General features: G+C 63.4%; 26 protein-coding genes. 5 read left to right on the top strand and 21 right to left on the bottom strand.

Translation table 11 applies throughout. The features are described from left to right. Positions 1–122 precede the first annotated feature (122 nt). The 7 genes from GYB81_RS03575 to GYB81_RS03555 all read right to left on the bottom strand — a co-directional run bounded on the left by GYB81_RS03575 (position 123) and on the right by GYB81_RS03555 (position 4,788). The gene (locus GYB81_RS03575; RefSeq protein WP_161866575.1) at positions 123–974 is read right to left on the bottom strand and encodes an efflux RND transporter periplasmic adaptor subunit; all 852 of its coding nucleotides are present in this window, start codon (positions 972–974) and stop codon (positions 123–125) included. 11 nt (positions 975–985) lie between these two features. Further along, positions 986–1,189: a DUF1656 domain-containing protein gene (locus GYB81_RS03570; RefSeq protein ID WP_106732923.1), complete on the bottom strand. Its 204-nt coding sequence runs from the start codon at positions 1,187–1,189 to the stop codon at positions 986–988. Further along, complete coding sequence (locus tag GYB81_RS03565) at positions 1,176–3,164, bottom strand: FUSC family protein (protein ID WP_161866576.1); 1,989 nt, start codon at positions 3,162–3,164, stop codon at positions 1,176–1,178. Before GYB81_RS03565 ends, GYB81_RS03570 begins: the two co-directional genes overlap by 14 nt. Positions 3,165–3,386: 222 nt before the next feature. Beyond that, the gene (gene ccoM / locus GYB81_RS24990) at positions 3,387–3,503 is read right to left on the bottom strand and encodes a cytochrome c oxidase subunit CcoM (RefSeq protein ID WP_283088575.1); all 117 of its coding nucleotides are present in this window, start codon (positions 3,501–3,503) and stop codon (positions 3,387–3,389) included. 200 nt (positions 3,504–3,703) lie between these two features. Further along, the gene (locus GYB81_RS24445; RefSeq protein ID WP_178101850.1) at positions 3,704–3,865 is read right to left on the bottom strand and encodes a hypothetical protein; all 162 of its coding nucleotides are present in this window, start codon (positions 3,863–3,865) and stop codon (positions 3,704–3,706) included. Beyond that, positions 3,862–4,461, bottom strand: coding sequence for an alpha-ketoglutarate-dependent dioxygenase AlkB family protein (locus GYB81_RS03560; RefSeq protein WP_161866577.1), 600 nt, complete (start codon positions 4,459–4,461; stop codon positions 3,862–3,864). Before GYB81_RS03560 ends, GYB81_RS24445 begins: the two co-directional genes overlap by 4 nt. A 33-nt stretch (positions 4,462–4,494) precedes the next feature. After that, complete coding sequence (locus GYB81_RS03555; protein ID WP_161866578.1) at positions 4,495–4,788, bottom strand: aspartate-semialdehyde dehydrogenase; 294 nt, start codon at positions 4,786–4,788, stop codon at positions 4,495–4,497. A 162-nt stretch (positions 4,789–4,950) separates the two neighbouring features. On the opposite strand from GYB81_RS03555, the gene rapA reads away from it, so the two are divergent. Continuing rightward, a complete protein-coding gene (gene rapA, locus GYB81_RS03550) occupies positions 4,951–7,794 on the top strand; it encodes an RNA polymerase-associated protein RapA (protein ID WP_161866579.1) in 2,844 nt (947 codons plus the stop codon). A gap of 110 nt (positions 7,795–7,904) precedes the next feature. Here rapA and GYB81_RS03545 read toward each other — a convergent pair whose 3' ends face one another. After that, a complete protein-coding gene (locus GYB81_RS03545) occupies positions 7,905–9,137 on the bottom strand; it encodes an RNA polymerase sigma factor (protein ID WP_161866580.1) in 1,233 nt (410 codons plus the stop codon). A 152-nt stretch (positions 9,138–9,289) separates the two neighbouring features. On the opposite strand from GYB81_RS03545, the gene GYB81_RS03540 reads away from it, so the two are divergent. Genes GYB81_RS03540 through cmoB form a run of 3 tightly spaced genes read left to right on the top strand, consistent with a single transcriptional unit; the run spans position 9,290 to position 11,697 of the window. Then, positions 9,290–9,931: a lysoplasmalogenase gene (locus GYB81_RS03540; RefSeq protein WP_161866581.1), complete on the top strand. Its 642-nt coding sequence runs from the start codon at positions 9,290–9,292 to the stop codon at positions 9,929–9,931. 57 nt (positions 9,932–9,988) lie between these two features. Beyond that, on the top strand, positions 9,989–10,732 hold the full coding sequence (gene cmoA, locus GYB81_RS03535) for a carboxy-S-adenosyl-L-methionine synthase CmoA (RefSeq protein WP_161866582.1): 744 nt from the start codon (positions 9,989–9,991) through the stop codon (positions 10,730–10,732). Beyond that, positions 10,729–11,697 carry a tRNA 5-methoxyuridine(34)/uridine 5-oxyacetic acid(34) synthase CmoB gene (gene cmoB, locus GYB81_RS03530; protein WP_161866583.1) on the top strand — a complete coding sequence of 323 codons (969 nt, stop codon included), beginning with the start codon at positions 10,729–10,731 and terminating at the stop codon, positions 11,695–11,697. The genes cmoA and cmoB overlap by 4 nt, the downstream gene beginning before the upstream one ends. A gap of 60 nt (positions 11,698–11,757) precedes the next feature. On the opposite strand, the gene GYB81_RS03525 is transcribed toward cmoB, so the two are convergent. Next, positions 11,758–12,018: a hypothetical protein gene (locus GYB81_RS03525; protein WP_161866584.1), complete on the bottom strand. Its 261-nt coding sequence runs from the start codon at positions 12,016–12,018 to the stop codon at positions 11,758–11,760. Positions 12,019–12,135: 117 nt separating this feature from the next. Between GYB81_RS03525 and GYB81_RS03520 the strand changes: the two genes are divergently transcribed. Next, the gene (locus GYB81_RS03520; protein ID WP_161866585.1) at positions 12,136–13,014 is read left to right on the top strand and encodes a LysR substrate-binding domain-containing protein; all 879 of its coding nucleotides are present in this window, start codon (positions 12,136–12,138) and stop codon (positions 13,012–13,014) included. A gap of 75 nt (positions 13,015–13,089) precedes the next feature. Here the strand turns inward: GYB81_RS03520 and pdxJ are convergent, their stop codons facing one another. The 12 genes from pdxJ to rpoE all read right to left on the bottom strand — a co-directional run bounded on the left by pdxJ (position 13,090) and on the right by rpoE (position 23,533). Next, positions 13,090–13,836 carry a pyridoxine 5'-phosphate synthase gene (gene pdxJ / locus GYB81_RS03515; protein WP_161866586.1) on the bottom strand — a complete coding sequence of 249 codons (747 nt, stop codon included), beginning with the start codon at positions 13,834–13,836 and terminating at the stop codon, positions 13,090–13,092. Then, positions 13,829–14,515, bottom strand: a complete 687-nt coding sequence (gene recO, locus GYB81_RS03510) for a DNA repair protein RecO (protein ID WP_161866587.1) — start codon at positions 14,513–14,515, stop codon at positions 13,829–13,831. The genes pdxJ and recO overlap by 8 nt, the downstream gene beginning before the upstream one ends. A gap of 97 nt (positions 14,516–14,612) precedes the next feature. Continuing rightward, on the bottom strand, positions 14,613–15,518 hold the full coding sequence (gene era, locus GYB81_RS03505; protein ID WP_178101852.1) for a GTPase Era: 906 nt from the start codon (positions 15,516–15,518) through the stop codon (positions 14,613–14,615). Next, positions 15,505–16,194, bottom strand: a complete 690-nt coding sequence (rnc, locus tag GYB81_RS03500; RefSeq protein ID WP_161866588.1) for a ribonuclease III — start codon at positions 16,192–16,194, stop codon at positions 15,505–15,507. The genes era and rnc overlap by 14 nt, the downstream gene beginning before the upstream one ends. Continuing rightward, positions 16,191–16,568, bottom strand: coding sequence for a DUF4845 domain-containing protein (locus tag GYB81_RS03495; protein ID WP_024307441.1), 378 nt, complete (start codon positions 16,566–16,568; stop codon positions 16,191–16,193). Before GYB81_RS03495 ends, rnc begins: the two co-directional genes overlap by 4 nt. Positions 16,569–16,656: 88 nt before the next feature. Then, positions 16,657–17,511 carry a signal peptidase I gene (lepB, locus tag GYB81_RS03490; protein WP_161866589.1) on the bottom strand — a complete coding sequence of 285 codons (855 nt, stop codon included), beginning with the start codon at positions 17,509–17,511 and terminating at the stop codon, positions 16,657–16,659. A 6-nt stretch (positions 17,512–17,517) separates the two neighbouring features. After that, on the bottom strand, positions 17,518–19,317 hold the full coding sequence (gene lepA / locus GYB81_RS03485; protein ID WP_161866590.1) for a translation elongation factor 4: 1,800 nt from the start codon (positions 19,315–19,317) through the stop codon (positions 17,518–17,520). Positions 19,318–19,468: 151 nt separating this feature from the next. Then, complete coding sequence (locus tag GYB81_RS03480; RefSeq protein ID WP_161866591.1) at positions 19,469–20,893, bottom strand: DegQ family serine endoprotease; 1,425 nt, start codon at positions 20,891–20,893, stop codon at positions 19,469–19,471. A gap of 36 nt (positions 20,894–20,929) precedes the next feature. Then, positions 20,930–21,385, bottom strand: a complete 456-nt coding sequence (locus tag GYB81_RS03475) for a SoxR reducing system RseC family protein (protein WP_161866592.1) — start codon at positions 21,383–21,385, stop codon at positions 20,930–20,932. Further along, entirely contained in the window at positions 21,382–22,332 is a 951-nt protein-coding gene (locus GYB81_RS03470; RefSeq protein ID WP_161866593.1) for a MucB/RseB C-terminal domain-containing protein, read from the bottom strand. Before GYB81_RS03470 ends, GYB81_RS03475 begins: the two co-directional genes overlap by 4 nt. A gap of 16 nt (positions 22,333–22,348) precedes the next feature. After that, on the bottom strand, positions 22,349–22,921 hold the full coding sequence (locus GYB81_RS03465; RefSeq protein WP_161866594.1) for a sigma-E factor negative regulatory protein: 573 nt from the start codon (positions 22,919–22,921) through the stop codon (positions 22,349–22,351). A 30-nt stretch (positions 22,922–22,951) separates the two neighbouring features. Continuing rightward, positions 22,952–23,533: an RNA polymerase sigma factor RpoE/AlgU gene (gene rpoE / locus GYB81_RS03460; RefSeq protein ID WP_003245473.1), complete on the bottom strand. Its 582-nt coding sequence runs from the start codon at positions 23,531–23,533 to the stop codon at positions 22,952–22,954. Positions 23,534–23,766 lie beyond the last annotated feature (233 nt).

The raw sequence follows: 23,766 nt of genomic DNA, 5'->3' as shown, positions 1-23,766 counted from the left end.
GGACTAGCTTCGCGTTGTCCACCCTACGAACTCATGCGAACAGCGACCGTGGGAGCGGCTTCAGCCGCGATTCCCCTTGAAGAGCTCGCGGCTGAAGCCGCTCCTACAACTGAGAAACCGCGCTAGTCCACCCGCACGCTGGCAGTCATACCGGCGCTCAGCACCACGCCATCGGGCACTTCATCGAGCCTGATGCGCACCGGAATGCGCTGCGCCAGACGCACCCAGTTGAAGGTCGGTTCGACATCAGCCAGCAGCTGCCCGTCCGGGCTGGCGTTGCGGTCGGTGATGCCGCGGCTGATGCTATCCACCTCGCCGCGAATCTGCCGGTCCCCGCCCATCAGCCAGACCTGCACCGGCGCGCCGACCTGTATGCGCGGCAGCTTGGTTTCCTCGAAATACGCCTGCACGTAGAACGACTGGGTGTCGACCAATGCCATCACTGCCTGCCCGGCATTCACGTAGTTGCCCTGCGCCAGCACCAGATTGGTGATCTGCCCGTCACGCGGCGCACGTACTTCACTGCGCGCCAGGTTAAGTTCGGCCACCCGCAGATCGGCCTGCGCTTCGCGGTATTCGCCGCGCGCCATCTCGGCGTTGATCTGCGCATTTTCCAGCAGCTCGGCGCTGATCGCCTGGGCGCCCAGGCGCGAGCGGCGCGAAGCCTCGTGCTCACGCAGGCTCAATTGCTGGCGGCGAATATCCACCACCGCCCTGGCCTTCTCCACCGCCGCCTGATAGCGGTCGCGGTCGATGCTCATCAGCAGATCGCCCGCCTTCACCTGCTGGTTGTCACGCACCTTGAGCTCGACTACCCAGCCGGACACGTCCGGGGCTATGGTCACCACCTCGGCGCGCACGCGGGCGTCGCGTGTCCAGGGCGAGTACATGTAGTGCTGCCAGATCCAGGAACCGGCGAAGATCGCCACCACCACCATGGCCAGGGTTATGCCGACTCGAATGGTCGAACGCATGCTTTCTCTCCTCAATGCGCCAGGACGGCAATTACCGCCGCCAACACGCAGACATACAGGGCACAGTCGAACAGGGCTTCGTGCCAGATCCAGCGCGACAACCCGATGCGCTGCAAGCCCAGGCGCAACACGCCGGTCAGCAGCAACGCCAATACCGCGTAGGCCGCCATCGGGCTTAGCAACACGCCGCCCAGGGACCATTCATGCAAGCCCATGGCTTTCCCCCCTCAAATAACACCAGTGGCGCCAGCCGTTCTGCAGTTGCAACAGCGCCGCCTCGGCCAGGCGCTTGTCGATACTCGGCGTGCAGGCGCGCAAGGCCTCCTGCAGCTCGGCCACCGCTGCGTCCAGAACGTCTTCACGGCCCGGTGCGGGACCACGCTCCAGGGCGTTTTCCAGGCGTTCAAGAAAGCGCTGCTGAGAACGTGCCAACCCGGCATCGGCATGGGTCAGGCACTTGCGCAGGTGCAGCAACTCATCGCCCAGATCGAGACCGGCCACGCCATCGTCCCAACGGCTGCGCGTCTGGTCCGGCCGCGCCGGGTAGTGCCGCGCCAACTGGATAAGACGGTCGGCCATGCGCCCGCCGAACCAGTTCTCGGCGCGGCCCAGGTCGCGACGAGTGAGACGCCCGAGATCGGTCAGGATCGCCTGCATCAGGCGCCGCCCATGCCAGACCGGGTTACGCAGCACCACCAGCTTGAAGGCCATCACCGCACAACCGACACCCATCAGCATCCCGGGCGCCTCATTGAGGAAATAGGCGACGTCATAGCCAACACCCGGCGCCGGCAGGCACAGAACGATGAAGTGCAGGCAGAACGAGGTCGAGGTCGCCGCCGTCGCCGGCTTGGCCATGCCCAGCACACCAAAGAACAGCGGCACGCCCAGCACCAGGCAGAGCATCACGAAGCCGTCGATCTGCGGCATGAGTATCTGCCCGACGAAAAACGCCACCGGCAGCGCGTAGAAGATGCCGCGCAGAAACATCATGCCGATCTGCGGCGCGGCTTCGAGCCGGGCGAACAAACTGCACACCACGCAGGCCAGGAGCAACGCGCCGATGGCGTGGGTCCAGCCAGTGGCCAGCCAGAAGGCCGCCAGGGTCAGGAAGGTCAGCGCGCTACGCGAGCCATACACCAGCGCGCTCTGCCAGTCGTAATGCCAGGACAGCGCGCGCGGCGCATCGGCCGGCGCCCTGCCCTGCTCGACTGCGAGCAAGGCACGGCTCGCGTCCTCGACGCGCAGCAGCAGCACCATCAGCCGCTCCAGACACAGTTGCTGGCCACTGCTCAGTTCTTCGTCCTGCACGGCCTGGCGCAGCTGCTCGACCAACTCCGGCAAACCTTTCGGCTGCGCCTGCTGCAGGCGCTCGTCCACCACCTGCAACCAGGGTGCGACGGCCTGTGCCTCGGCGCTGCCCAGCTGTCGCCACTGCCGTGCGACTCCGCGGGCCAGGCGCAACATGCCGAGCAGATCGCGGCTCAGCACCCGCAACGCCACGGCACGCTGGCGACCGCGCGCGCCCTCGAACCAGGCATGTTCACGCTGGGCATCCACGGCGACGATACGCGCCAGCACTTCCAGCAACCCCTGCCGCGAGTCGGCCTCACCGGCCAGCGCCTGACGCGAAGCTGTCACCCCGGCCTGCCAGGCGTTACGTGCCTGTTGCGCCAGTTGCCGCTCGACCCGCTGCGGCCAGAGCAAGGCGCTGCTCAGCGTGGCGCAGATGATGCCCAGGCAGATTTCCGTGCAACGGGCGATGGCCTCGTCGAACACCACATGCGGCTTGCCGATGGCCGGCAAGGCGATGATCGCCACGGTGTAGCCAGCCAGTACGAAGGAGTACGACCAGGCGCTGCGCAACATGGTCGAGGATGCCGTACACAACGCCAGCCACAGGGCGAAGGCCACCACGAACAGAAGTGGCGCCTGGGCGAAAAGCCCCATCATCACCACGGCCATGAAGGTGCCGACCAGCGTGCCGAGCAGCCGCGCCAGGCCCTTCTGCACCACCATGCCGGACAGCGGCTGGGCAACGATGAATGCAGTCATCAAGGCCCACTGCGGTTGTTCCAGGCCAAAACGCAGTGCGCACCACAACGCCAGACCACCGCCGAGCAAGGTCTTGATGGCGAATTGAACGGCTTGCGAGCTTGGTGCAAGGAACACCAGCAAGGAATCACGCACGATGGCTACCTGAAGAAGTCTCAGCTCTGAACATAGCTGTAGCGATTGGGTTCCGCCTCCGTGCGAAACTCAATTATTAGCTAGCTAACTATATCTGTCCAGAGGATCAATCGCTCAGGTCAGCAGTGCGCGTCGGTTTGCAAGGCGATCGTCAAAGTTCGGCAAAAAAAAGGGCGACCGAAGTCGCCCGAATTGCCTTGCGTGCCCAGTGAACTGGAAGGATCAGCTCGGCTTGCGCTTGTGCGCATCCTTCCAGATGAAGTAACCAACACCCCCGAAGAACGCGACCATCAGAAGAACGGTGCCGACTCCGGCGAGAACCACTGTATCGACGAACATGGCTGCCTCCTGTTGTGCCTGTCTGTCTGGGATGGCTTAACGTTATCAGCGCTGGCGATGGGAAAATTGACCTGGGTCAATGGCTCAAGAGCAGCCGTGACCGGGCTTGAGGGAATACTGACCCAGGTCAAGAAATCGAGGGGATTCGCGGCGGGAGACGCTGCACAACGGAGTGCGCAGCGGGAACATCGGGGACGCTTTCAGCGTTTCTTGGGCTTGCTCCTGGACTTCTTCCTGGCCTTGCCCAGCGGCAATACCTGCTCGAAGACCTGGCGCATCTCGTTGAGGCGCTTGTCGTTGAGATCGTGGATACGCTTGTCGCGCTCGGCGGCGAAGTCGATCAGCTTGTCGTCATTGCTCATAGCGGAAACCGGATCAGGCGAAAGGTCAGATTCAGGCGCGGCGCGCAGGCTTGGCGCGTCTTCGCCACTTGATGTTGCCAATGATGCTGGGTCGGCCCGCGCATGACCAGTAGCGAAGTGTGTTCCAATGTCAGTGAATGTTCGATGCGCGTGCTGCCAACACGGCGCAGGTCGAAACGTCGGCTGCCGCCCAGGTTGAGCGAGGCGATCAGCGGGTTGCGCCCCAGCTCTGGCTCGGCATCACTATGCCAGCCCATGGAGTCCTGGCCGTCGCGATAGTAATTGAGCAATACGGCATTGAGCGGCTGCCCGACCTCGTCCGCGACCCGCTGACGAATCTCGTCCAGCAGCGGCGTCCAGGGCAACGGCTCATGCAGCTTGCCGGAGTAGCGATAGCGCGCCTCAACATCGCCGTACCAGGCGGTCAGTCTTGGCGTGCGGTGATAACGCCCGTGAATGAACAGTTCCGGCTGTTGCCAGGGCGTCTGCTCAACCAGCGCGTGCAGCCAGTGGTCGGCCAGCTTGGCATCCACCCAACCAGGCAGGTAGTCCAGCTCGGCATCGGCAATTGCAGGCAAGGGGTCGGCGAACAGCATGGCGGTCTATATCAAGGAGAATAAAAGAGTGTCTCAGACTTCAACATCCACCCACAGCCCTTGTCGGGGCAAATCCCCCAGCGCCTGCTCTACTTCTTCCGGCTCGGCCTCAGCCAGCTGTTCCGGAGTGTAGCCACGCCGTTGTCGACGGCGCTGCTCTTCGCGCAGCAACTCTTCGGTTTCCTGCGGATGGCGCTTGTCCAGGCTCAGCGCACTTTCCTTGGCGCTCTCCTCGGCCGGGGTCACCGGAGGAATCTCGGGCTTGGGCTTGATCACGTCCTGCGAGGCCGTGACCGGCACCACGCCTTGGGGAATCGGTGGCAGCATGCAACAGCACCTCCTTTGGTCAGGCTGTCGGCCCCGCGAAACGCTACTTGAGGGCGCGCTCACTACACTTTCGACTAACGGAAGCGACGTTAGTGCCACGACCGCTTTAGCCATGGTTCGGCATCCGTTACCATAGCCGGCTTTTTCACGCGGGAGACAGGCATGGCGCAGTATCAACCGGGGCAACGCTGGATCAGTGACAGCGAAGCGGAATTGGGTCTGGGAACCATCCTCGCCGAGGAAGGCCGCCTGCTCACCGTGCTCTACCCGGCCACCGGCGAAACCCGCCAATACGCCACGCGCAATGCCCCGCTGACCCGCGTGCGCTTCGCCCCGGGTGACGAGATCACCCATTTCGAGGGCTGGAAGCTCACCGTACAGGAAGTCGAGGACATCGACGGTCTGCTGGTCTACCACGGTCTCAATGCTCAGCATCAGCCGGTCACCCTGCCGGAAACCCAGCTGTCGAACTTCATCCAGTTCCGCCTGGCCAGCGACCGCCTGTTCGCCGGCCAGATCGACCCGCTGGCCTGGTTCGCCCTGCGCTACCACAGCCTGGAACACAACAGCCGCCTGCTGCAGTCGTCGTTGTGGGGCCTGGGCGGCGCACGCGCCCAGCCGATCGCCCACCAGTTGCATATCGCCCGCGAAGTGGCCGACCGCATCGCTCCGCGCGTATTGCTGGCCGACGAAGTGGGCCTGGGCAAGACCATCGAAGCCGGCCTGGTGATCCATCGCCAGCTGCTCTCCGGCCGTGCCAGCCGCGTGCTCATCCTGGTCCCGGAAAACCTGCAGCACCAGTGGCTGGTGGAAATGCGCCGGCGTTTCAACCTTGACGTTGCGCTGTTCGACGCCGAGCGCTTCATGGAAAGCGACGCCAGCAACCCCTTCGAGGATTGCCAGCTGGCCCTGGTCGCCCTGGAGTGGCTGAAGGACGACGAAAAGGCTCAGGACGCGCTGTTCGCTGCCGGCTGGGACCTGCTGGTGGTCGACGAAGCCCACCACCTGGTCTGGCACCCGGAACAAGCCAGCGCCGAATATTCGCTGGTCGAGCAACTGGCCGAGGTCATCCCCGGCGTGCTGCTGCTCACCGCCACCCCGGAACAGCTCGGCCAGGACAGCCACTTCGCGCGCCTGCGCCTGCTCGATCCGGCTCGCTTCCATGATCTGCAAGCCTTCCGCGCCGAGAGCAGCCAGTACCGCCCGGTGGCCGAAGCGGTGCAGGAGCTGCTCGACCAGGGCAAGCTCAGCGCCCAGGCGCGCGATGCCATCGGCGGCTTCCTTGGTGATGAAGGCCGTGAGCTGCTCGATGCCATCGACGGCGGCAATAGCGAGGCCCGATCGCGCCTGGTACGCGAACTGCTCGACCGCCACGGCACCGGCCGCCTGCTGTTCCGTAACACCCGCGCCGCCGTACAGGGCTTCCCCGAACGCGAGCTGCACCCCTACCCGCTGCCGAGCCCGGACGAATACCTGGAGCTGCCGGTCGGCGAGCACGCCGAGCTGTACCCGGAAGTCAGTTACCAGGCGCAGGAAGAGATCGACGACGAGCAACGCTGGTGGCGCATCGACCCGCGCGTCGAGTGGCTGATCGACACCCTGAAGATGCTGAAGAAATTCAAGGTGCTGGTGATCTGCGCCCACGCCGAAACCGCGCTGGATCTGGAAGACGCCCTGCGTGTGCGCTCCGGCATCCCTGCCACGGTGTTCCATGAAGGCATGAGCATCCTCGAGCGCGACCGCGCAGCCGCCTACTTCGCCGACGAAGAATTCGGTGCCCAGGTGCTGATCTGCTCGGAAATCGGCTCCGAGGGCCGCAACTTCCAGTTCGCCCATCACCTGGTACTGTTCGACCTGCCGGCCCACCCGGACCTGCTCGAACAGCGCATCGGCCGTCTCGACCGTATCGGCCAGAAACACCGCATCCAGCTGCACGTGCCCTACCTGGAGAACAGTCCGCAGGAGCGCCTGTTCCAGTGGTACCACCAGGCGCTGAACGCCTTCCTCGCCACCTGCCCCACCGGCAACGCCCTGCAACATCAGTTCGGCCCACGCCTGCTGCCGATGCTGGAGAACGCCGACGACGGTCAGTGGCAGCAACTGGTGGACGAAGCCACCGCCGAACGCATTCGCCTGGAAGGCGAACTGCACAGCGGTCGCGACCGCCTGCTGGAGCTGAACTCCGGCGGCGCCGGTGAAGGCGAAGCGCTGGTCGAGGCGATCCTCGAGCAGGACGACCAGTTCACCCTGCCGATCTATATGGAAGAGCTGTTCAACGCCTTCGGCATCGACAGCGAAGACCACTCCGACAACGCCCTGATCCTGCGCCCCAGCGAGAAGATGCTCGATGCCAGCTTCCCCCTGGGCGATGACGAGGCGGTGACCGTCACCTACGACCGCGAGCAGGCCCTGGCCCGCGAGGACATGCAGTTCCTCACCTGGGAACACCCCATGGTCCAGGGCGGCATGGACCTGGTGCTGTCCGGCTCGATGGGCAACACCGCGGTGGCGCTGATCAAGAACAAGGCGCTCAAACCCGGTACCGTGCTGCTGGAGCTGCTTTACGTCAGCGAAGTGGTCGGCCCGCGCAAGCTGCAGTTGGGCCGCTTCCTGCCGCCGGCTGCGCTGCGTTGTCTGCTCGACGCCAATGGCAACGACCTGGCGCCGAAGGTCGGTTTCGAGACGCTCAACGACCAACTCGAAAGCGTGCCACGGGCCAGCGCCAACAAGTTCGTCCAGGCCCAGCGCGATGTGCTGGCCAAGCAGATCAATGACGCCGAAGCCAAGGTCATGCCGCGCCATGTCGAGCGCGTGGCCGAGGCCAAGCGTCGCCTGATCGCCGAACTGGACGAGGAACTGGCCCGCCTGGTCGCCCTGCGCGCGGTCAACCCGAGCGTACGCGACAGCGAGATCGAGGCTCTGCGCGAGCAGCGCGAGCAAAGCCTGGCGATGTTCGACAAGGCTGCCCTGCGCCTGGAAGCGATTCGCGTACTGGTTGCCGGCTGACTCTGGGGGGCGCTGGGCAGCGCCCCTTACTTACGGTCCCTCGAGGTAGCCCGGATGCAAAACGCAGGCACTTTGCTCGCGGATTGCATCCGGGCTACGACCCAAAAGCGTTACCCGCCCAGCTCATCCAGCCTTTTCTGCAGAAACTGCCGATCCGGCCCCTGCTGCGCCAGCGCCAGGGCCTGGCGGTAGGCAGCTATTGCCTGCTCGTGGCGGCCCAGCCGGCGCAGCAGATCGGCACGCGCCGCATGGACCAGGTGGTAACCCTGCAGTTCGCCCGCAGCCAGCAATCGGTCGATCTCCACCAGCCCCGCCTGTTCGCCATCGCGCATGGCCAGTGCCACGGCGCGGTTGAGTTCGATCACCGGCGACGGAGCCAGGCGCAACAGCTCGTCATACAGGCCGACGATCTGTAGCCAATCGGTTTCTTCCAGGCTGGCCGCCTCTGCGTGCACTGCGGCAATCGCCGCCTGCAGGCTGTAGGGGCCGAAACGCCGCGAATGCAAGGCCTGCAGCACCAGCGCCTCGCCTTCGGCGATCAGCTCGCGGTTCCACAGGCTGCGATCCTGAGCGTCCAGCAGAATCACCTCACCACCGACGCCGCTACGTGCAGCGCGCCGCGACTCGTGCAACAGCATCAGCGCCAGCAGCCCCTGCACTTCCGGCTCGGGCAGCAGCTCCAGCAGCAAGCGTCCCAGGCGAATCGCCTCGTCGGACAACTGGCTGCGGGTCAGCGAATCACCGGAGCTGGCGAAGTAGCCTTCATTGAACACCAGATAGACCACCCGCAGCACCGCCTCCAGGCGCTCGGGCAGCTCGCTGCGCCCCGGCACCTCGTAAGGGATACGCGCATCGCGAATCTTCGCCTTGGCCCGCACGATGCGCTGGGCCAGGGTCGCAGGACTGGAAAGGAAGGCGCGTGCGATCTCCTCGGTAGTCAGGTCGCACACCTCGCGCAGGGTCAGGGCCACCTGGGCATCACTGGCCAGCGCCGGGTGGCAGCAGGTGAAGATCAGGCGCAGGCGATCGTCTTCGAGCAGTTCGCCTCCCTCGACGTCACCCTCGTCGGGCAATTCGGCCTGTTCATCCAGCGGCTGGAAGCGACGCTGCCGGCGCAGGTTGTCGATGGCCTTGAAGCGCCCGGCAGACACCAGCCAGGCGCGTGGATTGTCCGGCACACCGCTGTGCGGCCATTGCTCGACCGCACCGCGAAACGCCTCGTGCAGCGCCTCCTCGGCCAGGTCGAAATCGCCGAGCAGACGAATCAGGGTCGCCAGCACTCGGCGCGACTCTTCGCGGTAAAGGCGTTCGATCAGTTCGCTGACCGGTGGCGATATCGACATGCGCTTCTCCTCGACGAACGCATACGGTGCCCAATACCGCTGACGGCGTCGAGTGGCGGCACGATCCGCCCCCCGATTTGGCATCTCCTGCGTTGGCAGCCATTCGACCACTGGGCATAGTCGCGCATTCCAGTAATGAAGGGAGTCATGTGATGCAATGGTTGCTGCTCGGTCTCTTGGGTGCTGCGCTATTTCTCTACGGCCGAATCACCGGCGATACGCAGCTCAGCCTGTTGAGCAAAGGCATACCGGTGCTCGCCCTGCTTTTGTGGTTGCGCCAGGGGCCGGCCGGCACCTATCGCCGCTGGATCGCCATCGGCTTGCTGTTTTCCCTGGCCGGCGACCTCCTGCTGGACTGGCCCGGCGATCTGTTCGTGTTCGGCCTTGGCGCCTTTCTGCTCGGGCACCTGGCCTACCTGCGCGCCTATTGCTCCGACAGCCGGCAGCCTGCCCTCGCCGCCCTGCTGCTGGCACTGATTGCCGGCGGTGCGATGTTCGCCGTACTGGCCAGCAGCGGACTGGGCGAGCTGCTGATTCCGGTGGCCTGCTATGCCACGGCGATCAGCCTGATGCTCTGGCGCGCCCTGGCCCGTATCGGCCACCCGGACCTGCAGCCGCGCTCCACCTGGCTCGCTGCCGGCGGTGCGGCGCTCTTCGTATTGTCCGACAGCCTGATCGGCATCGACCGCTTCGTCGCCAGCTTCGACGCCGCGCCTTACGCCATCATCCTCACCTACTGGCTCGGCCAGTGGGGCATTACCGCTTCGGCCTTCCAGCGCAGCAACAGCGCCTGACTGTTGCGCCGCACTTGGCTAAAATGCCGGCCTTTTCCGCTACCCGTTGCGACTGCCGTGAGCCAAGAACCCGATCGCCTATTTGCCCAGCCACTGGCCGAGGTGCCCGACTTCGTCTTCAACGAGGACGTGGTGCGGGTGTTTCCCGACATGATCAAGCGTTCGGTGCCCGGCTACCCGACCATCGTCGAGAACATCGGCGTGCTCGCCGGCCAGTTCGCCCAGTCGCACACCATCCTGTACGACCTGGGCGCCTCACTCGGCGCGGTGACCCAGGCGCTGCGCCGCCATGTGCGCGTCGATGGCTGCAAGGTGATCGCCGTGGACAACTCCCCGGCCATGGTCGCGCGCTGCAGCGAATACCTGCATGCGCAGGACGCCATGTTCCAGGAATTGCTGCCGGTGGAGGTGATAGAGGCCGACATCCTCGCCCTCGACCTGCAACCTGCCTCCCTGGTCACGCTGAACTTCACCCTGCAGTTCATCCCGCCGGAGCAGCGCCTGGAATTGCTTACGCGCATCCGCCAGGCACTGCTGCCCGGTGGTGCGCTGATCCTTTCGGAGAAGCTGCGCTTCGAGGACGCCGCCGAGCATGAGCTGCTCACCGAGCTGCACGTCGCCTTCAAGCGCGCCAACGGCTACAGCGAACTGGAAATCGCCCAGAAGCGCAGCGCCATCGAGAAGGTGATGTTGCCAGACAGCCTCGAGCAGCATCGCGAGCGCCTGCTGGCTGCCGGCTTCAGCAAGGTGCTGCCCTGGTTCCAGTGCCTGAACTTCGCCTCGCTGGTGGCCCTGCCATGATGCGCGATCTGCACCTCGATGCCCTGCAAGCGCAACTGGCCGGCACCCCTTTGCAGGATTGGGCGGCCGATCTGCCGGGCCAGCTCGACGCCAAGCTGGCCGTTGGGCATGGTGACCTGGCGCGCTGGTATGGCGCGGTACAGGCGCTTCCGGACCTGCCGGTGAGCGAGGTGGAGCTGGCTCAGCGCTTCGCCTTCGCCGGCGCTTGCGAAGAGGCCACGCGCGCACAGTTGAAAACGGCCCTGCAGGGGCTGATTCCCTGGCGCAAGGGCCCATTCGAATTGTTCGGCGTGCATATCGACACCGAATGGCGTTCGGACTGGAAGTGGCAGCGCGTCGCGCCCCATCTTGACCTGGCCGGCAAGCGCATCCTCGACGTCGGTTGCGGCAACGGCTATTACATGTGGCGCATGCTCGGCGCGGGGGCGGACAGCGTGGTCGGCATCGACCCCAACTGGCTGTTCCTCTGCCAGTTCCTGGCGATGAAGCGCTACCTGCCGGAGCAACCGGTGTGGCACCTGCCGCTGGCCTTCGAGGAACTGCCGGCCAAGCTGCAGGGCTTCGACACTGTGTTTTCCATGGGTGTGCTCTATCACCGTCGCTCGCCCATCGACCACCTGCTCGATCTGAAGGATGCCCTGGTCAAGGGCGGTGAACTGATACTCGAAACCCTGGTGATCGAAGGCGATGCCGAACAGGTACTGGTGCCTGAAGACCGCTACGCGCAGATGCGCAACGTCTGGTTCCTGCCCTCGGTGCCGGCGCTGGAACGCTGGCTGCGCCGCGCCGGTTTCGAGGACGTGCGTTGCGTGGATGTCAGCACCACCTCGGTGGACGAACAACGCGCCACCGAGTGGATGCGCTTCCAGTCGCTGCCGGAATTTCTCGACCCGACCGACCACAGCCGCACCGTCGAAGGCCTGCCGGCACCGACCCGCGCGGTGCTGATTGCACGCAAGCCTTAACGGCGTCACACGTATGGCGGGAGCAAGCCGCCAGGCTGCGATTGGTGGCTTGCTCCCGCCCTACCCCCGCAACCAGCACGCCCGCCGCTGTGCGATCGAGCGCAGCGGTTCACGCGCCCCCTGCTCCACCACGCCACGGGCACTGCCCAGGCGAATCCGGCCCTCTATGTCCTGTGCCAGCAGACGGCGCATACGCCGGCGCCAGAGCCAGGCTCCGACCCAGTCGACGATGGCGTTCTGCAGGTCCAGCGGCCACATGGCCGGCATGTAGAACTCGGGCATCGGCGGGCGCGGCTTATCGTGTTTGCTCGAACTGTTCATGGCCTTTCCTCCATTTCGCTGCCAGGCCTGTGCCGGGCTTGCGATCAGGATGAAACGCGCCTATCGTTCAAACAAACGACAAATATCAAATGCAGAGTTAAGTAATATTTAACGATTATGAACGCCACCGTCTCCCTGCCACTTCTGGAAAGCGATGTGCTGCGCACCTTCGTCGCCATCGCCGACAGCGGCAGCTTTACCCGCACCGCCGCCCAGGTGTTTCGCAGCACGGCTGCCGTCAGCCTGCAGATCAAGCGACTTGAGGAGACCCTCGGCCAGCGCCTGTTTATCCGCGAAGCCAGGCGCGTGCAATTGACCGCTGAGGGCGAGGTATTGCTGGGCTACGCCAGACGTCTGCTCAAGCTCAATGAAGAGGCGGTGGCACGTTTTCTCACCCCGACGCTGACCGGCCGCGTACGTTTCGGCACGCCGAACGATATCGGCGACCGCGTGCTACCGGGCGTATTGACCCTTTTCGCGCGCAGCCACCCGGCCGTGGAGGTGGAAGTGAACGTGGGGCGCAGTGTGGAGCTGGTGGCCAAGCTCGATGCCGGCGAACTGGATCTGACCCTGATCAATGCCGGCAACGACGGCCTGGACGACGCGCGCGGCGAAGTGATCTATTCCGAAGAACTGGTTTGGGCGGGCCGCGATGGCGGCCTGGCCATGCAACGCTCGCCGCTACCATTGGCGCTGGCCAACCCCGGCTGCGCCTGGCGAAGGACGGCGATCGATGCACTGGATCGCCAGGGGGTGGCCTACCGCATCGCCTACTCCTGCGAGCAGTGTGCGGGGCAGGAAGCGGCAATGACCGCCGACCTGGCCATCGCCCCCTTCCCACGCAGCCTGGTCAAGCCACCGTTACGTCGGCTCGGCGCGGAACAAGGCCTGCCCGCGCTGGGTGAGTACCACATCAAGCTGATCCGTGGTCATCAGCGTAATGACGCCATCGAGGCGCTTGCCATGCAGATGATCCAGGCATTCAGCCAGGGCTGAACGAACGAAGTGGAAGGCGCTTCAGTGACGACAGACCATCGAAAGTCGCGGCTGAAGCCCCTCCCACAAAGTCCGCTAGCCGCGATTGGCCGCAGCGACAATAAGTGCCTTCATCTCTGCCACCGCCTGCTTGAAGCCGACGAACAGCGCATGGGCGACGATGGCGTGGCCGATGTTCAGCTCGTTGATGCCGGGAATCGCGGCGACGGCTTCGGCATTGTGGTAATGCAGGCCGTGACCGGCGTTGACGATCAGCCCGTGGTTAAGGCCGCAGATCACACCCTCGCGAATACGCGACAGTTCATGAGCCGCCTCCTCTGCCGTGTGGGCATCGGCGTAACGACCGGTATGCAGTTCGATGGCCGGTGCGCCGACGCGCATGGCCGCCTCGATCTGCCGTTCTTCGGCGTCGATGAACAGCGACACCTCGCAACCGGCCAGGGTCAGGCGCTCGACCGCCGCGGCAATGCGCGCTTCCTGCCCGGCGACATCCAGACCACCTTCGGTGGTCAGTTCCTGGCGGGTTTCCGGCACCAGGCAGACATGCGCCGGGCGGATCTGCTCGGCGAAGCCGAGCATGAAGTCGGTGACGCCCATCTCGAAGTTCATTCGCGTCTGCAGCACGTCGGCCAACACGCGCACGTCGCGGTCCTGAATGTGCCGACGATCTTCGCGCAGGTGCACGGTGATACCGTCGGCACCGGCTTCCTCCGCGTCCAGCGCGGCCTTGACCGGGTCCGGGTAGCGTGTGCCACGAGCCTGGCGCAGGGTGGCGACGTGGTCGATGTTCACGCCGAGCAGAATACGATTGGCCTCAGTCACGCTTGGACTCCTTGAGCGTCATGAAAAGTTCGCGGCTGACCAAGGGTCTGCCGCCAAGATGAGGTGCCAGCGCCTGGCGCATCAGGCGCTTGGCAGCAGCCAGTGCGCCCGGCGTCTGCCAGTCGGCCTCGGCCATGGCCAGCAGCTCGCGGCCCTGAAATACACCGGGCTGCAGTTGTAACACCGGCACCAGGCCGATGTCCTGCTGCCAGCGGTAAAGTGCCGCGGGATCGATGGGTTGGTCGTACTGGTCGCGATCCAGGGCGAAACCATAGCCCAGCTCGTCCAGCAGGCGCCATTCGAAGGCACGCAGCAGCGGCTCCAATTTCCGGCCCGCGGCCAGCGCCTGTAGGGTCAGACCGTAGTGTTCGAGCATCACGGGGTGCGGATCTTCGGCCGGCAGCAGGCGAATCAGCAATTCGTTGAGGTAGAGCCCGGAGAACAGCGCCTCGCCGGTCAGCAGCAGCGGGATGCCGGCGCTTTCCAGGCGCCCCACCGTCTTCAACTCGCCGCGCCCGCGCAGCTCCAGTTCAAGCGGTGCAAAAGGCCGCGCAATGCTGCCAACCTTGCCGCGTGCGGCGCGCAGTACCGCACGGACGCGGCCCTGAGCGGTGAAGAAATCCACCAGGGCACTGCTTTCCTTGTACGGTCGGCTATGCAGAACGTAGGCGGCATGCATAGGCTTCAGGCTTCAGGCTTCAGGCTTCAGGCTTCAGGCTTCAGGCTTCAGGCTTCAGGCTGTTTTCCTGCAGCCTGTAGCCTGCGGCCTGCAGCCGCTAATCCAGGTAGCCCAGCGAACGCAGGGCGCGTTCGTCGTCGGACCAGCCACCTTTGACCTTGACCCAGAGGTTGAGCATCACCTTGGAGTCGAACATGGTTTCCATGTCCTTGCGGGCATCCGCGCCGATGCGTTTGATGCGCTCACCCTTGTCGCCGATGATGATTTTCTTCTGCCCGTCGCGCTCCACCAGGATCAGGCCGTGGATATGCAGAATGCGGCCCTCCTGCTTGAACTCCTCGATCTCCACAGTGATCTGGTACGGCAGCTCGGCGCCGAGCTGACGCATGATCTTCTCGCGGATCAGCTCGGCAGCCAGGAAGCGGCTGGAGCGGTCGGTGATCTGGTCTTCCGGGTAGAAATGTTCGGATTCCGGCAGACGCTCGCCCACCAGTTTCTCCAGGGTGTCGAGGTTCTGCCCCTGCAGCGCGGAGATCGGCACGATCTCGGCCTGCGGCAGTTGCTCGGCCAGCCAGTTCAGGTGCGGCAGCAGCTCGCTCTTGTCTTCCAGACGATCGGCCTTGTTCACCGCCAGCAGGATCGGGCATTTGACGTGCTGGACCTTTTCCAGCACCAGTTGATCCTCGTCGGTCCAGCGCATGCGGTCGACCACGAACACCACCACGTCGACGTCCTTCAGCGCAGTGGACGCACTGCGGTTCATGTAGCGGTTGAGCGCCTTGTCGTTGTGCTTGTGCAGGCCGGGCGTATCGACGTAGACGGCCTGGATGTCGCCCTCGGTCTTGATCCCAAGCATGTTGTGACGGGTGGTCTGCGGCTTGCGCGAGGTGATCGCCAGCTTTTGTCCGAGGATGTGGTTGAGCAGCGTCGACTTGCCCACGTTGGGCCGGCCGACGATGGCGACGTAGCCGCAGCGGGTAACAGGTGCATCAGTCATTGCCATTCTCCACCCCAAGGGCGATCAGCGCCGCAGCCGCAGCGACCTGCTCGGCGATACGCCGGCTGCCGCCCTGGCCCAGGGTCTTTTCATTGAGCAGGGCCACCTGGCACTCGACCATGAAGGTACGGCAGTGCGGCTCGCCCTGAACGTCCACCACCTCGTAACGAGGCAGTTCGCAGGCGCGCGATTGCAGAAACTCCTGCAGGCGCGTTTTCGGATCCTTGTTGGTATCGACCAGCGTCAGGCCGTCCAGCTCGCCGGTCAGCCAGTCCAGCACGCGCTCGCGCGCCGCCTCCATGCCGGCATCCAGATAGATGGCGCCGATCAGCGCCTCCAGCGCATCGGCGAGGATCGACTCACGGCGGAAACCGCCGCTCTTCAGCTCACCGGAGCCCAGGCGCAGGTATTCGCCCAGCTCGAAACCGCGCGCCAGCACGGCCAGGGTCTCGCCCTTGACCAGGCGCGCGCGCAGGCGCGACAACTGACCTTCGCGGGCCTGCGGAAAGCGCTCGAACAGCGCCTCACCGGCTACGAAGTTGAGAATGGCATCACCGAGAAATTCCAGCCGCTCGTTGTTGCGGCCGGCGAAACTGCGATGGGTCAGAGCCAGGATCATCAGATCCTGGTCCTTGAAGCTATAGCCGAGCTTGCGCTCGAGGCGGGACAGATTGGGACTCACGGCATCCGTACACGAAATTCTTTGTCGAAATTCACCACCAGATCGAGGTTCTCGATCAGCGGCTCGCGTTTTTCATATTTGAGGTGGACCAGAAACTCGTTGTTTTCCACCTTCACCTGCATGGCGTCGCGCATGTTCAGGTCACGAATGTTGTTGACCTGCATACCCTTGCTCACGTGGTTGTAAAACTCACCGACGGTGCGAACATCCGAAGCCTTGTCGGTTTCTACCGAGGTAATGATCTTCTCCATGGACATATAGTCCAGGTAATGCGGCAGCACCTTGAACGCTGTGCTGGCGAAGAATGCCACTACGGCCAGAACCACCAGCCAACCCAGAATGGAAAGCCCCTGCTGCGAGCGCGCGAAAGTCATGTATATCCCCAATAGACGGTCTTGTTGGAAAGCCTGATGGCTAAACTCTTTATAGCCTGCGGCGCTGTATTGAACAGCGCGCCAGTGCTCAATGAATCAGGCCGACCCGCGAGAAGTTGGGCAGATTGCCGGTCTTGGGCTCAGGCCAGCTCATCCAGATGGCGAATGCCTTGCCGACGATATGGTCGTCAGGGACCATGCCCCACAGCTCCTGAGGGATATGACGATCGCGCCAGTAACGGCTGTCATTGGAGTTGTCACGGTTGTCGCCCATCATGAAGTAGTGCCCTTCCGGCACCACCCATTGGCCGCCGGGCTCGCGGCGCATGCGCGTCATTTCCTTGCGGATGGTGTGCTCGATCTGGCCGAGACGCTCCTGATAGAGCACCGCACCACCCAGGCTGCCCGGCTCTTCGCCGATCAGTTTCTCGGCCACTGGCTCGCCATTGATCAGCAGGCGCTTGCCCTGGGTGTACTCGATGCGATCACCCGGCAGCCCCACCACGCGCTTGATGTAGTTGATGGTCGGGTCGCTGGGGTAGCGGAACACCATCACATCACCGCGCTGCGGGTCGCCCACCTCGATGATCTTCTCGTCGATCACCGGCAGGCGGATGCCATAGGCGAACTTGTTGACCAGGATGAAATCGCCTACTTCCAGGGTCGGCTTCATCGAGCCCGAAGGAATCTGGAACGGCTCGACCAGAAACGAGCGCAGAACCAGCACGATGGCCAGCACCGGGAAGAAGGATTTGCCGTACTCGACCAGCAAGGGCTCCTTGCTCAGGCGCTCCAGCACCCTGTCGTCCGGATCGTCGACCCGCCCCTGGTACGCCGCAATCGCCGCACGGCGGCGCGGAGCCAGCAGAATCAGATCGATCAGGGCCAGGAAGCCGCAAACGGCGACCGCGATAACCAACAGGAGCGGGAAATTGATCGACATAGAGCCTTAGCTATCCAACCTGAGCACAGCGAGGAAGGCTTCCTGTGGGATTTCCACGTTGCCGACCTGCTTCATGCGTTTCTTACCGGCCTTCTGCTTCTCGAGCAGCTTCTTCTTACGGCTCACGTCGCCACCGTAACACTTGGCCAGTACGTTCTTTCTGAGGGCCTTGACAGTGGTCCGCGCGATGATCTGGCCGCCAATGGCTGCCTGGATCGCCACATCGAACATCTGCCGAGGAATCAGTTCCTTCATCTTCTCGGTCAACGCACGGCCCTTGTAGGCCGCGTTGTCGCGGTGAACGATCAATGCCAGGGCATCGACCTTGTCGCCGTTGATCAGTACGTCCAGCTTGACCAGGTTGGCAGACTGGTAGCGGTCGAAATGATAGTCCAGCGAGGCATAACCACGGCTGGTCGACTTCAGACGATCGAAGAAGTCCAGCACCACCTCGTTCATCGGCAGGTCGTAGCGAACCTGAACCTGGGAACCGAGGAATTGCATGTCACGTTGTAGGCCGCGCTTCTCGATGCACAGGGTGATGACGTTACCCAGGTGCTCCTGCGGCACCAGAATGGTCGCGGTGACGATCGGCTCGCGGAAGTCGGCAACGGACGAAACGTCCGGCAGCTTGGACGGGTTGTCGACGGTGATGGTTTCACCGGTCTTGAGCTCGAGCTCGTAGATCACGCTCGGCGCGGTGGTGATCAGGTCCAGATCGTACTCGCGCTCCAGGCGCTCCTGGATGATCTCCATGTGCAGCATGCCGAGGAAGCCGCAACGGAAGCCGAAGCCCAGAGCGTCGGAGCTTTCCGGCGCATACTGCAGCGACGAGTCATTGAGGGTCAGCTTCTGCAGGGCGTCGCGGAAGTCCTCGAAATCGTCGGAGCTGACCGGGAACAGACCGGCGTAAACCTGCGGCTGGATCTTCTTGAAGCCCGGCAGCACTTCGACTTCGGGAGTCGAGGACAGGGTCAGGGTGTCACCGACCGGCGCACCGTGAATGTCCTTGATGCTGGCGATGATGAAGCCCACTTCACCGGCCTTGAGGTCTGCGGTGGCGGTATGTTTCGGGGTGAAGACACCGACGCTGTCGACCAGATGCACCTTGCCGGTGGACTTGACCAGAATCTTGTCGCCCTTCTTCACGCGGCCCTGGCGCACGCGCACCAGCGAGACCACGCCCAGATAGTTGTCGAACCAGGAGTCGATGATCAGCGCCTGCAACGGCGCATCGATCTCGCCCTCGGGCGCAGGAATGGTCTGCACCAGACGCTCGAGCACCTCGTCTACGCCCATGCCGCTCTTGGCGCTGCAGGCTACGGCGTCGGTGGCGTCGATGCCGATGATCTTCTCGATCTCGTCCTTGACGCGGTCCGGGTCGGCCTGCGGCAGGTCCATCTTGTTCAGCACGGGCATCACTTCCAGGCCCTGCTCGATGGCGGTGTAGCAGTTGGCAACCGATTGCGCCTCGACGCCCTGCCCTGCGTCCACCACCAGCAGCGCACCCTCGCACGCTGCCAGCGAACGCGAGACTTCATAGGTGAAGTCGACGTGGCCGGGCGTATCGATGAAGTTCAACTGGTAGATCTTGCCGTCCTGCGCCTTGTAATGAAGCGTGACGCTATGGGCCTTGATAGTGATGCCACGCTCACGTTCCAGATCCATGGAGTCCAGAACCTGAGCCTCCATTTCACGCGCGGTGAGACCGCCACACAGCTGGATGAAACGGTCAGCCAGGGTCGACTTGCCGTGGTCGATGTGGGCAATGATGGAAAAATTGCGGATATGACTCAGGTCACTCACGGATCAACACTCAAAGAAGGCGCAGGCAAGACGCTTGCCGAAAATAGCCGCGGATTGTACCCGATCCCTCATGACCGCGTCACGCCTGCACAACGCTGGCGCGGATACGAAGAAGGGCGCTCGAAAGCGCCCTTCTTCAGTATTGCCCGGATTACTCGGCCAGCTTGAAGGTGATGAAGCTGGCGCGCCCCTGACGCAGCACGCGCATGGATACCGAACGATTCTTCGGCAGCTCCTGCGCGACCTTGGTGAAGGTGCTGGTGGAGTCGATGGCCTGGTTGTTCAGGTGTGTGATCACGTCGCCCGGACGCAGGCCGATCATGGCCGCCGGGCCGTTGAGCACTTCCCTGACCACGACGCCACCCTTGAGGTCGAGGCCCTTCTTCTGCTCGGCAGTCAGCTCGACGACGGTCACGCCCAGGCGATTGTTGCTGCGCTCACTTCCCTGAGATGACCCCGACGAGGCCAGTTCCTGGCCATCTTCCGGCAGGGTGCCGACCGTGACGCTGAGCTTCTTGCGCGAACCATCACGCACGATATCCATTTCAGCCTTTTCGCCCGGCTTCAAGCCGCCGACCAGATGCGGGAGATCGGCCGACATGATGATCGACTTGCCATTGAGGCTGAGGATCACGTCGCCCACCTGCAGACCGCCCTTGTCGGCCGGGCCGTCTTCCAGCACCTGCGCGACCAGTGCACCGGCTGGCTTGTCCAGACCGAAGGATTCGGCCAGGTCCTTGTTCACTTCCTGAATCACCACGCCGAGCCAACCGCGGGTCACCTTGCCGTCAGCCTTGAGCTGGTCGGCAACCTGCATGGCCACTTCCATCGGAATAGCGAAGGACAGCCCCATGAAACCACCTGAGCGGGTGAAGATCTGCGAGTTGATACCCACGACTTCGCCCTGCAGGTTGAACAACGGGCCGCCGGAGTTACCCGGATTGATCGCCACATCGGTCTGGATGAACGGCACGTAGCTGTCGCTCGGCAGGTTACGCCCCTTGGCGCTTACAATGCCGGCGGTCACCGAGTGATCGAAACCGAACGGCGAACCGATAGCCAGCACCCACTCGCCAACTTTCAGGTCATCGGCCTTGCCCAGGCGCACCACGGGCAGATCCTTGCCTTCGACCTTGAGCAGCGCGACGTCGCTGCGCGGATCGGCGCCGATCAGCTTGGCCTCAAGTTCGCTTCGATCAGACAGACGCACAATGATCTCGTCGGCATCGGCGACCACATGATTGTTGGTCATGATGTAGCCGTCCGGCGAGATGATGAAACCGGAGCCCAGCGATTGCGCCTCGCGCTGGCGACCGCCAGGGTTACGCGGCATCTGCGGAATGCTGCGCTCGAAGAACTCGCGGAACATCGGCGGCAGCCCTTCCAGATCAGGCAGGCCTGGCTGACCGGCAACGGCGCGCTCGGGCATCTTCTGCCGGGTGCTGATATTGACTACCGCAGGCGAGGCCTCCTCTACCAGATCGGTAAAGTCAGGCAGACTGGCCTGGGCCAGCAAGCTCTGCCCCCAGAGCAAGGCAACCGCCAGCAGCGGCGCAATGGACTTGAGTTTTCTCATCGAACTACGACTCCCCATGTAAAAACTCGGACACTCTCAACCCGCCGCTGGTACAGATACCAGCAGCGTACGTAGGACAACAGGCTGCAATAAGGGGTTCTCGGCAACGCGAGCTGCGCGCCAGCGAACCATCAGCCAACTGGCGGACAGGCCGATCAGACCGGCGAGGATCACCAGAGGCTCGGACAGCCCCAGGCCGTCCGCCAGCAGCGCAGCGGCGAACAAACCCAGAAGCGGAAGGAGATAAACAAGAAGAGAACTGCGCACCAGCAGATCCTCGCGCACACCGATGATCACGGTGTCGCCAATCGCCAGCTGCATCTGACTGAGAGCACGCACATAACCACGCTGCCGCCCCACACCCAGACGATCCATCAGCCCCTGGCCACAGGCCGCATTGGCCGAACAACTCGAGCAGGTACTCTTACGCAGGGTCTCGACCCAGACAGCGCCGGGCTCGAGTGCCACTACACGCCCCTGCTCTTCGATCATTGGCTCGCCTGTTCAGGCACTCCGGCACGCATGGACAGGGCAACGCGTTCGGCAGTGCCCAACGGGATCTCACCCACCACGGTCACCATGGCGTCGCCGGAACCGGTCGTCATACGCCGAGAAACGGCCACCGTCGGCCCCAGCTGGCTGCGCGCGTCTTCAACGACACTGCCATTGAGCGGCTCGATGAAAACCGAGAACCGCGCCAGGCCATCGCCGTACATCAGGTAAGCGACCGGGTCGTCGGCAGACGCGCCGCGGCGCGACTGCGCAGTGGTCAGAGTGAAGCCAGGCGGCAACCAGTCCGACCGCCAGCGCCCTTCGGCCATGCTGTCAGCTGTACGAAATTGCACCGCACGGCAACCTGAACTCGGCTGCATGGCATCATCCACCGGCGTGGAAGTGTCCAGCTGGGCGAACTGGAAACGTTCGAGAAGCTGGCCACGCTCATTCAAGAGCAGGGACTTGAGTGGCAGACCGGTTTCCCGATCAAGATGCAATTCGAAACCGTAACGATGCTGGTCCCTGGGTGCGAGCATCAACACGTCCGCGGCCCGATTGGCGATGCGCGACTGGCCGGCGACACGAATGTCGTACCAATTGCTCAGCTGCTCGGCATCAAGCTGACGAGCAGGCCAGGCGGCCTGACCTTCACTAACCTGATCAGCCAGTGCGCCAGTGACGCACTGAGCCTTGCCGTCAACCTTCAACACTTCCTGTGCAGGGCCATCGAGCTGCAGAAGGCGCTCACGAACCTGCCCCCCCTGCTCCACCCGATGCCACACGGCGTGGGTGGAGAAACTACCATTACGCTCATAGATGAACGTACCCTGAAAACTTTGCTGACGCTCTGCCGCAGCAAGACGTCCCAGCAACTCCTGAACCTCGGAGGCCTGCACCGGCAGTGCCAGCAGACCGCCGAGCAGGCAGAGGGGAATCGCGCGCATGTGACTCCTTAGGCGCTTAGCGGTTTTCCAGACTCGCAGCACGAGCGTAAGGGAGAGCGGTTTCACCGCCACCCATCACGGCTTCCTGTGCATGTTGACGCAGATAGTTCGGCAGGCGCTGCTCATGCCAGCTGGCAGTACCAGCCTGGGCAGGTTCGCCGACTTCTTCGCTGCTGTTATAGCCAGCCAGCACGGCAGGACCTTGCACCTGAGGCACCGAAAGTACCGGAGCAGCGTCCTGCTGGGCCAGTTCGGCACCCGTCAGTTCGTCCTGATTGTAAAAACGCACACCCGCCAGCACCGCCAGGGTCACCGATGCGGCCACAGCCACACGCCCGACACTGCGCCAGATGGGCGCCTTGCGCGCCGGAGTGGCTTCGTCGGCCAATGCCGCGGAAACCGCAGATGCGATGTCCAGTTGCGGTACCAGCAACTCACGGTGCATGGCTGCACGGGCTACCTGGTAACGCGACCAGGTACCACGCAGTTCACCATCCTCGCTGGCTGCGAGCACTCGCCGCAGTTCCAGTTCGTCCGCTTCGTTATCCATCACCGCGGACAGCGATTCCTGCAGGGTTTCACGACTCATGGCGTACCTCTCTTGGCTGTCGCCGCTGCCTTAGGCTTCCTGCAACAAAGGTTGCAGGGACTTATCAATTGCCTCACGTGCACGGAAAATCCGCGAACGTACCGTACCCACGGGACATTGCATGACGCTGGCAATGTCCTCGTAACTCAAGCCTTCGAACTCACGCAGGGTCAAAGCCGTGCGCAGGTCATCCGGCAGCTGTGCGATGGTTCGATGCACGGTGGCTTCGATCTCGTCGCGCAGCAATGCCCGCTCCGGTGACTCGATATCCTTGAGGGCATGGTCGCCGTCATAGAACTCCGCGTCATCGCTACTGACATCACTATCTGGCGGCCGCCGACCGCGGGACACCAGATAATTCTTCGCCGTGTTGATGGCGATGCGGTACAGCCATGTATAGAACGCGCTGTCACCGCGAAAGTTTCCCAACGCCCGGTAGGCTTTTACGAACGCCTCCTGAGCGACATCCTGAGCCTCGTGGGTGTCGTGCACGAATCGCACGATCAAACCGAGGATTTTGTGCTGATACTTCAGCACCAACAGATCGAAGGCACGCTTGTCACCACGCTGCACTCGCTCGACCAGCTGCTGATCATCTTCCTGGGTTAGCATGCACTCTCCTCGTTACGCTTGGAGGAGGTTTGCGCCCGTAAGCGAATCAACTTGCCAAGATAGACTCGGGCCTTACGCAAAAGTTCTCCCCTCCAAGCAAGCTTCCCGCAGAGTTTTCTTCTCTCTGCCTGGAATGGCGCCAGCGAAACGTCTCCGCTAGTGCAAATAATCTTATCGCTGCTCATTTCCGTACACCCTCCGCTGACTTCAGATGCAGGCACGCGCAAGCGCTC

Source organism: Pseudomonas yangonensis, from assembly GCF_009932725.1.
In the GTDB taxonomy this organism is placed as follows: domain Bacteria; phylum Pseudomonadota; class Gammaproteobacteria; order Pseudomonadales; family Pseudomonadaceae; genus Aquipseudomonas; species Aquipseudomonas yangonensis.
This window is presented reverse-complemented; position numbering and strand designations above follow the sequence as displayed.

Excerpts from the sequence above, each read along its gene's own strand:
- GYB81_RS03575 (WP_161866575.1), bottom strand. The coding sequence starts at position 974 with ATGCGTTCGACCATTCGAGTCGGCATAACCCTGGCCATGGTGGTGGTG.
- GYB81_RS03570 (WP_106732923.1), bottom strand. The coding sequence starts at position 1,189 with ATGGGCTTGCATGAATGGTCCCTGGGCGGCGTGTTGCTAAGCCCGATG.
- ccoM (WP_283088575.1), bottom strand. The coding sequence starts at position 3,503 with ATGTTCGTCGATACAGTGGTTCTCGCCGGAGTCGGCACCGTTCTTCTG.
- GYB81_RS24445 (WP_178101850.1), bottom strand. The coding sequence starts at position 3,865 with ATGAGCAATGACGACAAGCTGATCGACTTCGCCGCCGAGCGCGACAAG.
- GYB81_RS03560 (WP_161866577.1), bottom strand. The coding sequence starts at position 4,461 with ATGCTGTTCGCCGACCCCTTGCCTGCAATTGCCGATGCCGAGCTGGAC.
- GYB81_RS03555 (WP_161866578.1), bottom strand. The coding sequence starts at position 4,788 with ATGCTGCCACCGATTCCCCAAGGCGTGGTGCCGGTCACGGCCTCGCAG.
- rapA (WP_161866579.1), top strand. The coding sequence starts at position 4,951 with ATGGCGCAGTATCAACCGGGGCAACGCTGGATCAGTGACAGCGAAGCG.
- GYB81_RS03545 (WP_161866580.1), bottom strand. The coding sequence starts at position 9,137 with ATGTCGATATCGCCACCGGTCAGCGAACTGATCGAACGCCTTTACCGC.
- GYB81_RS03540 (WP_161866581.1), top strand. The coding sequence starts at position 9,290 with ATGCAATGGTTGCTGCTCGGTCTCTTGGGTGCTGCGCTATTTCTCTAC.
- cmoB (WP_161866583.1), top strand. The coding sequence starts at position 10,729 with ATGATGCGCGATCTGCACCTCGATGCCCTGCAAGCGCAACTGGCCGGC.
- GYB81_RS03525 (WP_161866584.1), bottom strand. The coding sequence starts at position 12,018 with ATGAACAGTTCGAGCAAACACGATAAGCCGCGCCCGCCGATGCCCGAG.
- GYB81_RS03520 (WP_161866585.1), top strand. The coding sequence starts at position 12,136 with ATGAACGCCACCGTCTCCCTGCCACTTCTGGAAAGCGATGTGCTGCGC.
- recO (WP_161866587.1), bottom strand. The coding sequence starts at position 14,515 with ATGCATGCCGCCTACGTTCTGCATAGCCGACCGTACAAGGAAAGCAGT.
- era (WP_178101852.1), bottom strand. The coding sequence starts at position 15,518 with ATGGCAATGACTGATGCACCTGTTACCCGCTGCGGCTACGTCGCCATC.
- GYB81_RS03495 (WP_024307441.1), bottom strand. The coding sequence starts at position 16,568 with ATGACTTTCGCGCGCTCGCAGCAGGGGCTTTCCATTCTGGGTTGGCTG.
- lepB (WP_161866589.1), bottom strand. The coding sequence starts at position 17,511 with ATGTCGATCAATTTCCCGCTCCTGTTGGTTATCGCGGTCGCCGTTTGC.
- GYB81_RS03480 (WP_161866591.1), bottom strand. The coding sequence starts at position 20,893 with ATGAGAAAACTCAAGTCCATTGCGCCGCTGCTGGCGGTTGCCTTGCTC.
- GYB81_RS03475 (WP_161866592.1), bottom strand. The coding sequence starts at position 21,385 with ATGATCGAAGAGCAGGGGCGTGTAGTGGCACTCGAGCCCGGCGCTGTC.
- GYB81_RS03470 (WP_161866593.1), bottom strand. The coding sequence starts at position 22,332 with ATGCGCGCGATTCCCCTCTGCCTGCTCGGCGGTCTGCTGGCACTGCCG.
- GYB81_RS03465 (WP_161866594.1), bottom strand. The coding sequence starts at position 22,921 with ATGAGTCGTGAAACCCTGCAGGAATCGCTGTCCGCGGTGATGGATAAC.
- rpoE (WP_003245473.1), bottom strand. The coding sequence starts at position 23,533 with ATGCTAACCCAGGAAGATGATCAGCAGCTGGTCGAGCGAGTGCAGCGT.